The 12915-nt window shown below is 39.2% G+C and carries 10 protein-coding genes and 1 other annotated feature; of the genes, 2 read left to right on the top strand and 8 right to left on the bottom strand.

Going from position 1 to position 12915, the window contains the following annotated elements; all coding sequences use genetic code 11:
• Window positions 1–50 precede the first annotated feature (50 nt).
• From alaS to cymR, 8 genes are all read right to left on the bottom strand, one after another.
• A complete protein-coding gene (gene alaS, locus ACTWPF_RS08645; protein ID WP_443148968.1) occupies window positions 51–2690 on the bottom strand; it encodes an alanine--tRNA ligase in 2640 nt (879 codons plus the stop codon).
• 53 nt (window positions 2691–2743) lie between these two features.
• Window positions 2744–2956: a binding site (T-box leader), on the bottom strand.
• A 165-nt stretch (window positions 2957–3121) separates the two neighbouring features.
• On the bottom strand, window positions 3122–4183 hold the full coding sequence (locus ACTWPF_RS08640; RefSeq protein WP_106897018.1) for an AI-2E family transporter: 1062 nt from the start codon (window positions 4181–4183) through the stop codon (window positions 3122–3124).
• A gap of 48 nt (window positions 4184–4231) precedes the next feature.
• Window positions 4232–4420 (bottom strand): hypothetical protein, encoded by a 189-nt coding sequence (locus ACTWPF_RS08635; protein WP_199848485.1) that lies wholly within the window; start codon window positions 4418–4420, stop codon window positions 4232–4234.
• A 66-nt stretch (window positions 4421–4486) separates the two neighbouring features.
• Window positions 4487–6799: an SF1B family DNA helicase RecD2 gene (gene recD2 / locus ACTWPF_RS08630; protein WP_443148967.1), complete on the bottom strand. Its 2313-nt coding sequence runs from the start codon at window positions 6797–6799 to the stop codon at window positions 4487–4489.
• Between the two features lie 19 nt (window positions 6800–6818).
• Complete coding sequence (locus ACTWPF_RS08625) at window positions 6819–7481, bottom strand: tetratricopeptide repeat protein (protein WP_443148966.1); 663 nt, start codon at window positions 7479–7481, stop codon at window positions 6819–6821.
• 15 nt (window positions 7482–7496) lie between these two features.
• Window positions 7497–8609: a tRNA 2-thiouridine(34) synthase MnmA gene (gene mnmA, locus ACTWPF_RS08620; protein ID WP_443148965.1), complete on the bottom strand. Its 1113-nt coding sequence runs from the start codon at window positions 8607–8609 to the stop codon at window positions 7497–7499.
• Window positions 8610–8624: 15 nt separating this feature from the next.
• Window positions 8625–9767 carry a cysteine desulfurase family protein gene (locus ACTWPF_RS08615; protein ID WP_443148964.1) on the bottom strand — a complete coding sequence of 381 codons (1143 nt, stop codon included), beginning with the start codon at window positions 9765–9767 and terminating at the stop codon, window positions 8625–8627.
• A 90-nt stretch (window positions 9768–9857) separates the two neighbouring features.
• A complete protein-coding gene (gene cymR, locus ACTWPF_RS08610; protein ID WP_036572361.1) occupies window positions 9858–10277 on the bottom strand; it encodes a cysteine metabolism transcriptional regulator CymR in 420 nt (139 codons plus the stop codon).
• Between the two features lie 211 nt (window positions 10278–10488).
• Between cymR and ACTWPF_RS08605 the strand changes: the two genes are divergently transcribed.
• Together ACTWPF_RS08605 and ACTWPF_RS08600 are read left to right on the top strand one after the other, a co-directional pair.
• Window positions 10489–11766 carry a replication-associated recombination protein A gene (locus ACTWPF_RS08605; RefSeq protein WP_443148963.1) on the top strand — a complete coding sequence of 426 codons (1278 nt, stop codon included), beginning with the start codon at window positions 10489–10491 and terminating at the stop codon, window positions 11764–11766.
• 366 nt (window positions 11767–12132) lie between these two features.
• Complete coding sequence (locus tag ACTWPF_RS08600; protein ID WP_443148962.1) at window positions 12133–12801, top strand: RsfA family transcriptional regulator; 669 nt, start codon at window positions 12133–12135, stop codon at window positions 12799–12801.
• Window positions 12802–12915 lie beyond the last annotated feature (114 nt).

Genomic DNA, 12915 nt, shown 5'->3' with positions numbered 1-12915 from the left:
GTGTGTTTCATTATACTTATTCCTATCGCTCGTTACAAGCTGAAAGGAAATTATTTCAGATTATCCGCAATATATTCGCTCGTTACAGATAGAGCATCACCGATTTTGCTAGTGTCTTTTCCACCAGCTTGTGCCATATCTGGGCGGCCACCGCCACCACCGCCACAAATTCCAGCTGCTAACTTGATAAGTTGCCCAGCCTGTAAGCCTCGTTCAATTAAATCTTTGGAAACACCTGAAGCTAGCTGTACTTTTCCATTATTTTCTGCTGCTAATAAAATGACACCAGATCCTAGTTTTTGTTTTAATTCATCAACCATGTTCCGTAACTGGTTCATATCTTTTACATTTACTTTTTGAGCAAGAAACGGAACATCTTGGCTTTTTTCTACTTTATCTAAAATGGAAGAAGCCTCTACATTGGAAAGTTTCGCGTTCAATGATTCATTTTCCTTCTGTAGTGTGCGAATTTCATGGAATAGACCATTAATACGCTCTGGAACGTTTTCATCTGTTGATTTCACTTGACTTGCAGCCTCACGTAATACATGCAGCTTACTATTCAGGAATGTGTAAGCATGCTTGCTCGTAACTGCTTCAATTCTTCTTGTTCCTGCCCCAATCCCACTTTCTGAGCTGATCTTAAACAGACCAATCTCTGACGTATTGGAAACATGACAGCCACCGCAAAGTTCAATACTATAGTCTTCCATTTGTACAACCCTGACAACGTCACCATATTTCTCACCAAACAGGGCCATTGCCCCCATTTCTTTCGCTTCGTCCTTCTGCATCGTCTCAATCTTAACCGGCATAGATTCCCATATTTTTTCATTTACAATTGTTTCGATTTGCTGTAATTCTTCATCTGTCACTGCGTTAAAATGAGAAAAGTCAAAGCGCAGTCGATCTGGACTCACAAGGGAACCAGCTTGATTAACATGATCACCTAGTACATCCTTCAATGCTTGGTGTAGCAAGTGTGTTGCAGTATGGTTTTTTACCACTGCCGCTCTAAACGGATTATCTATTTTCGCTTTGAGGCTATCCCCAGTACGAAGCTCTCCTTCGGTTACTGTTACATGGTGAACATGCTGCCCTTTTGGCGCTTTTTGAACATCCTTTACATAAGCAGTCCCTTTTTCTGAATAGAGCCAGCCTTTATCCGCTACCTGTCCACCACTTTCGGCATAAAACGGGGTGCGATCAAGTAGTAAAAAGACTTCCTCGCCCTCTTTTGCTACATCTGTTCTTTCATTTTCATTAATAATGGCAGCAAGTTTTGTTTCTTTTTCCAGCTCGTTATAGCCGACAAATTCACTTTCTACCTCTATATCTCCTAAAAGACTATCTTGAACCTGCATAGAATCTACTTTCTGACGAGCATTCCTTGCACGTTCACGCTGTTTCTTCATCTCTTTTTCAAAGCCTTCAAGGTCGATCGTAAATCCTTGTTCTTCCACGTACTCTTCCGTTAATTCTTTAGGAAAACCGTACGTGTCATAAAGACGGAAGACTTCCACCCCTGGAAAGACATTGCTACCCTTTGTTTTTTCTTTTTTAATGATCGTGCTCAAAATCTCTAAGCCATCATTTAAGGTTTCGTGGAAACGTGTTTCCTCAACTTTAATGATATTCTCAATCAGTTCACGTTGTTTTAACACTTCTGGATAAAAATCCTTCATGATGTTGCCTACTGTTTCGACAAGTCCGAACATAAATGGTTTTTCTATGCCGATCTCTTTAGCAAATCGTACGGCACGACGTAATAGTCTTCTAAGAACATAGCCTCTCCCTTCATTTGAAGGAACTGCTCCATCGCCTATTGCAAAGCTAACTGTACGGACGTGGTCGGCAATCACTTTAAATGCTGTATCGCCTGTCTTTGTCTTTCCATACTTGGTGTTCGCAAGTTCTTCTGTTTTCTGGATAATAGGCATAAACAAATCTGTTTCAAAGTTAGTAGGAACATCCTGGATAACCGAAACCATTCTTTCTAGTCCCATGCCTGTATCAATGTTTTTCTTAGGTAATGGCGTGTACGTATCATCTGGATTATGGTTAAACTGTGAGAACACTAAATTCCATATTTCTAAATAGCGATCATTTTCTCCACCAGGATACAGTTCAGGGTCTTTGGGATCGTTACCGTATTTTTCTCCTCTATCATAGAAGATCTCTGTGTTTGGACCACTTGGGCCCTCCCCAATATCCCAGAAATTTTCCTCTAAACGTATGATACGTTCTTCTGGAATTTTTATGTCATGTAACCAAATATCAAATGCTTCATCATCTTCTGGATGAACAGTAACAGAAAGCAATGCTGGATCAAATCCAATCCATTTACTGCTCGTTAAAAATTCCCATGCCCACTCAATTGCCTCTTTTTTAAAATAATCCCCTATTGAGAAATTACCCAGCATTTCAAAAAATGTATGGTGTCTTGCTGTGAAACCAACATTTTCGATATCATTGGTTCGGATAGATTTTTGGGCATTTACAAGTCGTGGATTATCGGGGATCACCCTACCATCAAAATATTTTTTCAGTGTAGCTACCCCACTATTAATCCATAGCAATGTCGGATCCTCTTGTGGAACGAGTGATGCACTTGGTTCAACACGATGTCCTTTTTCCTTAAAAAAATCGATATACATTTGCCTTACTTCTGCAGATGTTAACTGTTTCATCCATATACCTCCTATGTGTTTTATAAAAAACAAAAAAACCCCTCTCTGCACAATGCAGGGACGAGTTTTGTTCGCGGTACCACCCTAATTACAAATAAGTATAAGACTTATTCATCACTTGATCATGGTAACGGTATGAAACCGACGGGGATTAACCGCACTCTGGTTTAGCATTCCATGCGTCTCTATTCAGGTTTTCTTTCAGCCAAGGAAAACCCTCTCTTATCAATCGACCTTCATGTACTTGGAACCTTCTACGTATTGGTTTTATTGTTATTAAACTATGCACAGTTATTTATTATAGTTCAGCGATATTATAGAAAACATTCTAGCCAATGTCAAGAAAAAGCCGAGACGTCGGTTAAAGGGGTATCGACCGGATTAGATAATCTCTTGTCTCATTCCACTTAAACTGTTAAACATCAACCAAGTTAATGCTCTGTATGAAGCAAATGCTTTATGATGACCTTGGACGTTGTAAAGACAGGTACAGCAAGGATCATACCAAGTACACCAAACAGCTGTCCGCCAAGTAATAATGCAAATATAATGGCAATGGGGTGCATATTTATGCTTTTCCCAACAATATAAGGGGCAAGTAAATTACTTTCAATTAACTGCATTACAAACACCGATAGGATAACAAATATAACCATTTTCCCCGACATTGTTAACGCGATTGCTACGGCAGGAATTGCCCCAATGATAGGGCCAAAATAAGGAATGATATTTGTAATTCCCATAATGAGTGCTAAGAGAAGGGCATACTGCAAACCAAGTAATTGAAATAGAATAAAAGAGGTTATGCTCACAAATAGACAAACAATTAACTGACCTCGAATATAATTACCAATTGTTTCATCTACCGCTCTTACCATTTTACCTGTCCTGGGCTTATACTTTTCCGGAATATATCTTTTAATATAGGATTTAATTTTGGTATCATCCTTGAGAAAATAGAATACAAGAACCGGAATAACCGTTATGACGACAATCATATCAAATATCTTTGTTGTACTTTCTATTATATTTGAAAGCAAACCATTCACAAAACCTTCGAGTCGAATAATAAGCTCGTCAATTTTATCATGGACCGTTTCAGGTAAGAAGGAAGTATATTCATACATTTGATAGATAAGTTTTTCGTACATGCTAATAAATTGTGGAAGCTGTTCATTTAGATCCCTAATTTGGATTAACATAACTGGAAAAATGCGATAGACTAAGTAACCTACACCTCCGAAGAATAATAAGTAAATGAGTAAAATTGCCAAGCCTCTTGGAATACCTAAACTGTGAATTCGATTTATAACCGGATAAAGCAAGTACGCAATGAAACAAGCAATGATAAAAGGTGCTAATAAATGCCATAGAAAAGAAAATACAGCTCCGTAAAATGGGAACAGCTTTATCATTAAATAAACAAATAAAAAAAGAAAAATACCAAAGATTAACCAGTAGAGAATAGTCAATCCCTTCCTGTCTTTGAACATAGTCCGTCCCCCTCACATACTACATACTTCATTTAATGCTTCAGGTGACTACCATTGTATTTTTCTTTCTTCTTGAGAGAAAAGATCGTCTAGTGAACTAAGCGAGCCATCTGCTTCAACCTGGTGAACTTTTAGTTCATCGTCGACGACCGCCATTTCAATAAAACAAGTCCAACAATAATATTGTTGTACGCCAATTTTACCAATATCCCTGCCATTACAATTCGGACAACGCATTAACTCAAGCCCCTTTAACATAAAACTTATTAAGCTAGGCTTTCCCAAATTGTAACAAATTATACATTACATAAAGTCATACGGCGAAATATCGTCTTCTTCGTTTTCTTCAATTACATCTAATGGTTTTTCAAGTCGTGCTTGCAGTTGTTCTTTTAAAGCTGAATAGCGTTTATTTGTATCCATTGTTTCAATGCCGCGAACGAACGCACGCTGTTCCCCACAAATAATAAGGGATTGTTTACTACGGGTAATTGCTGTATATAACAAATTCTTGCGTAGCATTCGGTTATATGCAGACACTACTGGTAAAATTACGATCGGAAATTCACTACCTTGTGATTTATGAATCGAAATACAGTAGGCATGCATAATATTTGTGTAGTCTTTCCTTTCATACACCACTTCTTTTTCATCATAGACGATGACGAGTTGTTCCACATTATCTGTGTTTTCATCTTCCGTAAAAATGGCCACAACCTCACCAATGTCACCATTATATACACCATCTTCAGGTTGGTTAACAAGCTGAATCACTTTGTCTCCTACACGAAATACTGCATCCTGTGTTCGTACCTCTCGCTTTTGCGACGTTTTTGGATTGACCAATTTCTGAAGTTCCTTGTTAATCATCGTTATGCCAGCCTGTGAGCGATACATTGGTGCAAGCACCTGAATATCACGGACTTCAATTCCTTTATCCATTGCCTTAGAAAAAATCTTTACGATAACGTCTAGCAGCTGAGGCTCATAGCAAGAAATATAGCTAAAATCTTTATCATTTTCCAGGTTTGTCGCCTGGTCATTTTTTATTTCGTGGGCAAGCTGAATAATTTTTGATCCTTCTTTTTGTCGGTAAACTTCGGTTAGACGTACAAAAGGAATGTATCCACTGCTAAGCAAATCAGAAAGGACTTGGCCAGGTCCGACAGAAGGAAGCTGGTCCTCGTCTCCTACTATTAACACCTGCATGTCTTTAGGAATAGCTTTAAACAAACTGTTTGCAAGCCAAATATCTACCATAGAAAATTCATCGATAATTAAAAACTTCCCATCAAGTTGTTCGCTTTCTCCTTTTTCAAAGCCGCTTACTCCGTCCCAGCCAAGCAGGCGATGAATGGTAACGGCAGGAAGTCCAGTTGATTCTGTTAAACGCTTTGCAGCACGGCCAGTTGGTGCCGTAAGAATAAATGGATACTCTGAGCGATCCTGGTAGTCCTCTTTGTTTAACGAGAGATTATGGATGGAGGCATAAGCATTTAAAATACCTTTCACAACAGTCGTTTTACCTGTCCCTGGCCCACCAGTTAATATCATCATTTTGGAATGGATTGCCTGATTGATCGCTTCAAACTGTTCCTTCCCATAGCTCAAAACTTCCTCTTCTTCCATCGATCCGATGATTTTCATTAATTCTGCAGTTGGAGTCTCATGATCTGTCTCTTCACTCATAATGCGTTTTACCTGTGCTGCAAAACCATCTTCTGCATAATAAAGGGAAGGCAAATAAACATTGCCTTCTTGAAGAATAATTTTTTTCTCAGTATTTAACTCTGTCAATCTGTTGTGAATGACATCATGTGTTAAGTCGACTGTTGCTAGCAAATCGAGAACCCTGGTAGTACATTCATCCATTGGCATATAAACGTTGCCTTCTTGAACGCTTTTTTGCAACACATAAATACAGCCTGCTCCAATACGATTAGGATGTGTGGGGGCAAGTCCATTTCTTCCGGCTATTTCATCAGCTGTTTGAAAGCCAAACCCTTCAATATCAAAAACATAACGATATGGATCCTCTTCCAATATATCAATTGCTTCTTCTTTATACGCCTGATAAATTTTTTGTGCCATTTTTAGACCAATATGGTAGGTTGCAAGATGAACAACAACATGTTCAAAACCCTGGTTCTCTTGCAACGTTCTAGCAAGAGATTCTGCCTTCTCTTTTTTTATCCCCGGAACGTCCTCTAAAACTTTAGGGTCATTCAAGATTTTTGAAATAGCACTTTCTCCAAGCTTCCCAACTATTTTTTCGGCTGTTTTTTCGCCAATCCCGTAAAAAATATCACTGGAAAGATACGCCACCAACCCATCCTTCGTATCTGGAATAAACGTTTTATAGGAATGAACATTATACTGCATTCCGAATTTAGCATGCTTCTCAAATTCTCCATAAAAAAAGTAGGGTGTATTTTCCTGGAGAGTGGAAAAATACCCCTTTGCCACAACATCCTTCTCTTGAAAATCTTCATCTGTTTCCAGTATTCTAATCTTCGCAATAGAAAAATGCTCTGTCTCATTATGAAAAATGGTGTAGACTAGTTCTCCTTTTATATAGCCAACTTTTTCTTCCTCGGAATGCCTGCCCATTTCCATTTAACACAACCCCACAATCTTACATTTCGCTTAGTAAATGTTCTGCGTTTTTCTTTCCGTTCTGTGCCAGAACATGATCAGGTTGAGCTTCAAGCGCACGGTCAAAATGCTCCAACCCTTTATTTACCTTATCTTCAAATAGTGCAATAACTCCAAGGTTATAGTGCGCATCACTATGTGCCTCATTTAAACGGATGACTTTGTAAAAAACGGAACCAGCATCCGAGATGTGATCACTTTGCGCAAGTGCTAGTCCGTATTGAAAGAGAATTTCCTCATCCTCTGGTGCCAGTTCAGCGGCCCTAAGCAAATAAGGAAGTGCTAGCTTATCGTGCTCCTGTTGCAAGAATGTCATACCAAGCATGTAGTACACATCTGCTTCTTCTAAACCAAGTTCAATCGCTTTTTGGTAGTTGACCTGTGCTTTTCCATAATTAGCCTGTTCAACATATAAATTTCCTAAGCCATAGTAAGCAGTAGCAGCCTTCTCATCTAGTTCGATGGCCTTTTCAAAAAAACGTTGGGCACGCTCTTGATCATTAACATGCAATAGTAAATTACCAAAGTTAATGTATCCAACAGGATCATTTGGCTGCTCCTCAATTACTTCCGTAAAAAGAGCTGCTGCCTCTTCAAATTTATTATCTTGCATATAAGCAATAGCCTGCTTGTTTTTATCCATCGTAAAACCCCTTATTTATCCAACATAATTTAGTGCTTTCTCATCTTTTAAAATTTCATCTATCGTACCGCCACCTAGGCAAACCTCACCATCATAGAATACAACAGCTTGTCCTGGTGTAACAGCACGTTCCATTTCAACAAAATCAACTCTTACCTTGCCATCTTCCAGCAATGACACCGTAACCTTGCTATCTTTTTGACGGTATCTAAATTTAGCCGTACATGTGAATGTGTTCTCTACTTTATCTTTGTTAATCCAATTTAAATCAGTTGCTATTAGACCGTCAGAGTACAGGGTTTCATGTGAATAACCTTGCTCCACATAGAGAATATTTTCATTAAGATTTTTACCGACTACAAACCAAGGATCTCCTGCTCCACCAATTCCAAGTCCTTGACGTTGTCCAATTGTATAGTACATTAAGCCGTCATGCTTTCCTTTTGTTTCTCCAGATAATGTCTTCATTTCTCCAGGTTGTGCTGGCAAGTACTCACTCAAAAACTCTTTGAAATTTCGTTCACCGATAAAGCAAATTCCTGTACTGTCTTTTTTATCTGCCGTTACAAGGTCATGTTTCTTTGCTATTTCTCTAACCTCTGATTTTGGAAGGTGCCCGAGTGGGAACATAACTTTCTCTAGAACTTCTTCTGTCAATTGGTTAAGGAAATAGGTTTGATCTTTATTGTCATCTACCCCACGAAGCATTTCCACTCGTCCGTCTGTTTCACGAACTTGTGCATAATGGCCTGTTGCCAAATAGTCCGCTCCGAGTGAAATAGCGTGGTCTAGAAAAGCCTTGAATTTTATTTCTTTATTACACATTACATCTGGGTTCGGTGTTCTACCAGCTTTGTATTCATCAAGGAAATAAGTGAATACTTTATCCCAATATTGTTTCTCAAAGTTAACGGCATAGTAAGGAATATCTAACTGGTTACACACTCGTACAACGTCATCATAATCCTCTGTTGCTGTACAAACTCCAAATTCATCGGTGTCATCCCAGTTTTTCATAAAAATCCCGACAACATCATAGCCTTGTTGTTTTAATAGTAAAGCTGCAACAGAGGAATCTACTCCTCCGCTCATGCCCACTACAACTCTTGTATCTTCAATTCTTTTCATTTTCATTCATCCTTTTTATGAAACTAATCGTTTTACTATTTTGGACACTCTTTCTGCAGCTTCTTCTACATTTTCCTTTGAATTCGCAAGTCCAAAGCTAAATCGGATGGAATTAGTTGTACATGGATGTCCTTCACCAAACATCGCACTAAGTACATGGGAGGGCTCTACTGAACCTGCTGTACAAGCACTACCACTTGAAGCAGCAATTCCACTAAGATCAAAATTAGTAAGAAGTGCTTCCACATTGGTTCCAGGAAAACTAATATTTACAATAGAAGCAATCGCAGATTCCGGATCGCCATTTATAGCAAAATCTATTTCATTATTTTTTAGTATTTGTACAAAGTGATCCTTAAAGCTTTGATAAAGCTTGTTTCTCTCCTGTCGCTTCTCCATAGCTATTTCAACTGCTCGTTTAAAACCCACAATAGCCGGAACATTTTCTGTACCTGGGCGACGTTTTCGCTCCTGTTCACCGCCAAATTGCAATGCCTGCATTGCAATACCTTCCTTTACATATAGAAAGGCTATTCCTTTAGGGCCGTTTATTTTATGAGAAGAAACGGTGAGCAGATCAATACTCATTTCCTTTACATCCAAATCCAGTAATCCATATGCTTGGACTGCATCTGTATGAAAATACGCCTGGTGTTGGCTCACAAGCCTCGCTGCTTCTTCAATGGGCTGTATAATTCCCGTCTCATTATTTACAAACATAATAGAAACGAGAATCGTATCGTCCCGAAGAGAGGTACGTAAATCCTCAATTGCTATTTTTCCGTCCTTATAAATCGGTAAATAGGTAACTTCGAATCCCATTTTCTCCAGTTTTTCTGCAGTATGCAATGTCGCATGATGTTCCTGGCTTACCGTGATAATATGTTTTCCTTTATGCTGATTAGCTAAAGCAGTCCCAATTAAGGCCATATTATCTGCCTCTGTACCACCACTTGTAAATATAAGCTCTTTTTCATTAGCATGGATGCTCCCTGCTAATACTCTTCTCGCTTCATCCAGCTGCTGTCTCGCTTTTCGTCCAAACGAATGAACACTGGACGGGTTACCAAATACGTCTTTATATATCGGATTCATAGCAGCAATTACTTCCTCGTGCATCGGGCTTGTGGCAGCGTGATCCAAATAAATTTGTTCCATTGTAATCGATCCTTCCAAACAATTTATCTCGAAATGATTTACCTACCTTATGGTGAGATCATAATACCCCCAACATATTGGCGTTTCACTTTATATATAAAACATGTAGCCTTCTTCAGGCTGCTCCCCGTTATGGTTCGCCAAATCCTCTAATGTTGTAGTATCCAAAACATCTTTCACTGCATCTCTTATTCGCATCCATAGTGCTTGCTTAGCAGGCTCTTCGTCCTCAATGCCCTCGACTGGCGTGATAGGTCCTTCTAAAACTCGGATAATATCTCCTGCACTAATCGTAGCAGGTTCTTTTGCCAGGATATACCCTCCATATGCACCTCGGATGCTCTTAATTAATCCCGCGTTTCTCAACGGGGATGCTAACTGTTCCAAATAGTGTTCTGATAAATCATTTTCTCTTGCAATATTTTTTAAAGAGGTCGGGCCATTACCGTGCTTTTTAGCTAGATCGATCATAATGGTGAGACCATATCTTCCTTTAGTTGAAATCTTCACTTGTTACACCTCTATTTTAAGTACAATGCTATCCTGTTTATACATGATAGTATAGCACGAATCTTGTCTTTCTTGCATTTTATCGGCATCATGCTTAAGCTAAGGTTAGACATATCTATTACTCATGTAACACTTCTTAGATGGGTTGATAAAACAATAGAATGCACATTTTTTTAAAGAAACTACTATTTTACTATAGAGGGCGGTATAAATGAAACAGAAACCACTTGCCTTTCGAATGCGACCTGAAAACATTTATGAAATTATTGGACAGGAGCATTTGGTTGGAGAAGGAAAAATTATTTATAGAATGGTAGAAGCGAACCGATTAGCTTCTATGATTTTATTTGGGCCACCCGGCACAGGCAAAACTTCAATGGCTCAGGCACTTGCCAAAAGTCTTGGTTTGCCTGTAAAAAAACTGAACGCTGTGACAGATAAGAAGAAAGACATGGAAATTGCTGTAGAAGAAGCAAAAATGCGTGGACAACTCGTTTTAATATTGGATGAAGTACACAGGCTGGATAAAGCGAAACAGGACTTTTTACTTCCTCACCTAGAGAGTAATTTAATTACATTGATTGGCTGTACTACGAGCAATCCTTACCATTCAATTAATCCAGCAATAAGAAGTAGGTGTCATTTATTCGAGCTTCATCGATTGTCTGAGGAACATGTTAAGGTAGCCATCAAAAGAGCAATTCAAGATGAACAAGAGGGTTTTGGTGACCTGACAATAGAACTATCAGATGAAGCATTAAGTCACTTTTCCGGAAGTGCAAATGGGGATATGCGATCAGCTCTAAACGGACTGGAACTGGCGGTGGCTTCTACCCCCAAAAACAGTGATGGGCACATCGTAATTGACTTAAATATAGCAGAAGAATGTATGCAAAAGAAAAGTTTTTCTCATGATAAAGGGGGCGATGCCCATTATGACGTCCTATCAGCATTTCAAAAATCAATCCGTGGGAGCGATGTCGATGCAGCGCTCCATTACTTGGGAAGGCTGATTGAAGCAGGCGATCTTGATAGTATTGCACGCCGAATGATTGTAACCGCCTATGAGGATATCGGGCTTGCAAACCCACAAGCTGGCCCACGGGCTATTGCTGCCGTACAGGCAGCTGAACGTTTAGGATTTCCGGAAGCTCGCATCCCCCTCTCCGTTGCCATTGTGGAATTATGTCTTTCTCCTAAATCAAATACTGCTTATAAAGCATTGGATGCAGCACTTGCAGATATCCAGAATGGGAGAAGTGGAGAAATACCATCCCACTTAAAAGACGCGCACTATCAGGGAGCAAGTAAACTCGGACGAGGCCTAGAATATAAATACCCTCACAACTATGATAATGCCTGGATTGACCAACAATACCTGCCTGACTCTATTAAAAACAAACACTATTACCAGCCAAAGAGTACAGGTAAGTTTGAAGCAGCCATGAAACAAGTGTATGAAAAGCTACAGAGTGAGAAGAAACAATAAAGTGAAACTTTAATCAGTGGGGGTTTTCAATATCCCCCACTGATTGTTAGTTGAACGAATCGGGGTGTTAGCGTCCGTTTACTCCCTCTTAAACCTCATTGTTTTACTTCATGTTTTGAAGTGGGAGTCTTACGGACGGTTGCACCGGGATAAGGTCTCCCTAACTACTAGCCTGTTTTTTCAAGAGAAAATAGTAAGACAAATTATACAGAAACAGAGAAGCCTGGCGATAATACTTTTAAAAAGTAATACAAGAAAAAGAACGACTCTCATAATCAAGGTATAAAATGACTCCATATCGGTAAAGATAACATTATAAAACATAAAATCTATGATTTATTTTTATCGATGAAGGAGTTGAACCAAATGGTTAAAGTAAGACAGGATGCATGGTCCCATGAAGATGATTTATTGTTGGCGGAAACCGTTTTACGCCATATTAGAGAAGGTAGTACACAATTAAATGCGTTTGATGAAGTAGGGGATAAACTAAATCGCACCTCTGCTGCATGTGGATTTCGCTGGAATGCAGAAGTTCGTACAAAGTATGACAATGCTATTGATCTTGCAAAAAGACAGAGAAAAGAGAAGAAACGCGCTTTGGCTGGACATTCTCCACGCGTAATGAAACCCGTGGCCCAAATTGCAGCGCAAACTTCCGAAAGCGACTATCAGCCTGTGGAGCAAACACCAACACCTGCAGTAGTTGAGAGCACACCTATCAACATGGATACCGTGATTCGCTTTCTAAAGGATGTTAAAAAAGACTACTATGCTTCCAATCAATCAAAAGCTTCTCTTGCTCAAATGGAACAAGAGAATACGAAATTAAAAGAAGAAGTAAAAGAATTAAATCACCAACTGAAACAAACTGAGAAACAACTTGCAACCATTCAAGAGGATTATCAGGTATTCATCCAAATTATGGATAGAGCCAGAAAAATGACGGTCCTAGAAGAAACTGGATCTTCAGCCCCACCAGCTTTCCGTATGGACAAAAACGGAAACCTTCAGCAACTTGCTCAAGGAAATTAAGGAAACAAAAGTGCAAGCGACTGCTTCTGTAAAGCATGATATGAGGCTCGATTTTCCCTCCGATCTATCAAGTAAAAAACCCCCTGTATTATTTCTACAGGGGGGTTTTTTATG

This window comes from Oceanobacillus sp. M65 (assembly GCF_052246275.1).
In the GTDB taxonomy this organism is placed as follows: domain Bacteria; phylum Bacillota; class Bacilli; order Bacillales; family Amphibacillaceae; genus Oceanobacillus_B; species Oceanobacillus_B jordanicus.
The sequence above is the reverse complement of the archived record's forward strand: the minus strand, read 5'-3'. Positions and strand labels throughout refer to the sequence as shown.

Bases quoted from the DNA above. Each gene is read 5' to 3' on its own strand.
- alaS (WP_443148968.1), bottom strand. From the start codon at position 2,690: ATGAAACAGTTAACATCTGCAGAAGTAAGGCAAATGTATATCGATTTT.
- ACTWPF_RS08640 (WP_106897018.1), bottom strand. From the start codon at position 4,183: ATGTTCAAAGACAGGAAGGGATTGACTATTCTCTACTGGTTAATCTTT.
- ACTWPF_RS08635 (WP_199848485.1), bottom strand. From the start codon at position 4,420: ATGCGTTGTCCGAATTGTAATGGCAGGGATATTGGTAAAATTGGCGTA.
- recD2 (WP_443148967.1), bottom strand. From the start codon at position 6,799: ATGGAAATGGGCAGGCATTCCGAGGAAGAAAAAGTTGGCTATATAAAA.
- ACTWPF_RS08625 (WP_443148966.1), bottom strand. From the start codon at position 7,481: ATGGATAAAAACAAGCAGGCTATTGCTTATATGCAAGATAATAAATTT.
- mnmA (WP_443148965.1), bottom strand. From the start codon at position 8,609: ATGAAAAGAATTGAAGATACAAGAGTTGTAGTGGGCATGAGCGGAGGA.
- ACTWPF_RS08615 (WP_443148964.1), bottom strand. From the start codon at position 9,767: ATGGAACAAATTTATTTGGATCACGCTGCCACAAGCCCGATGCACGAG.
- ACTWPF_RS08605 (WP_443148963.1), top strand. From the start codon at position 10,489: ATGAAACAGAAACCACTTGCCTTTCGAATGCGACCTGAAAACATTTAT.
- ACTWPF_RS08600 (WP_443148962.1), top strand. From the start codon at position 12,133: ATGGTTAAAGTAAGACAGGATGCATGGTCCCATGAAGATGATTTATTG.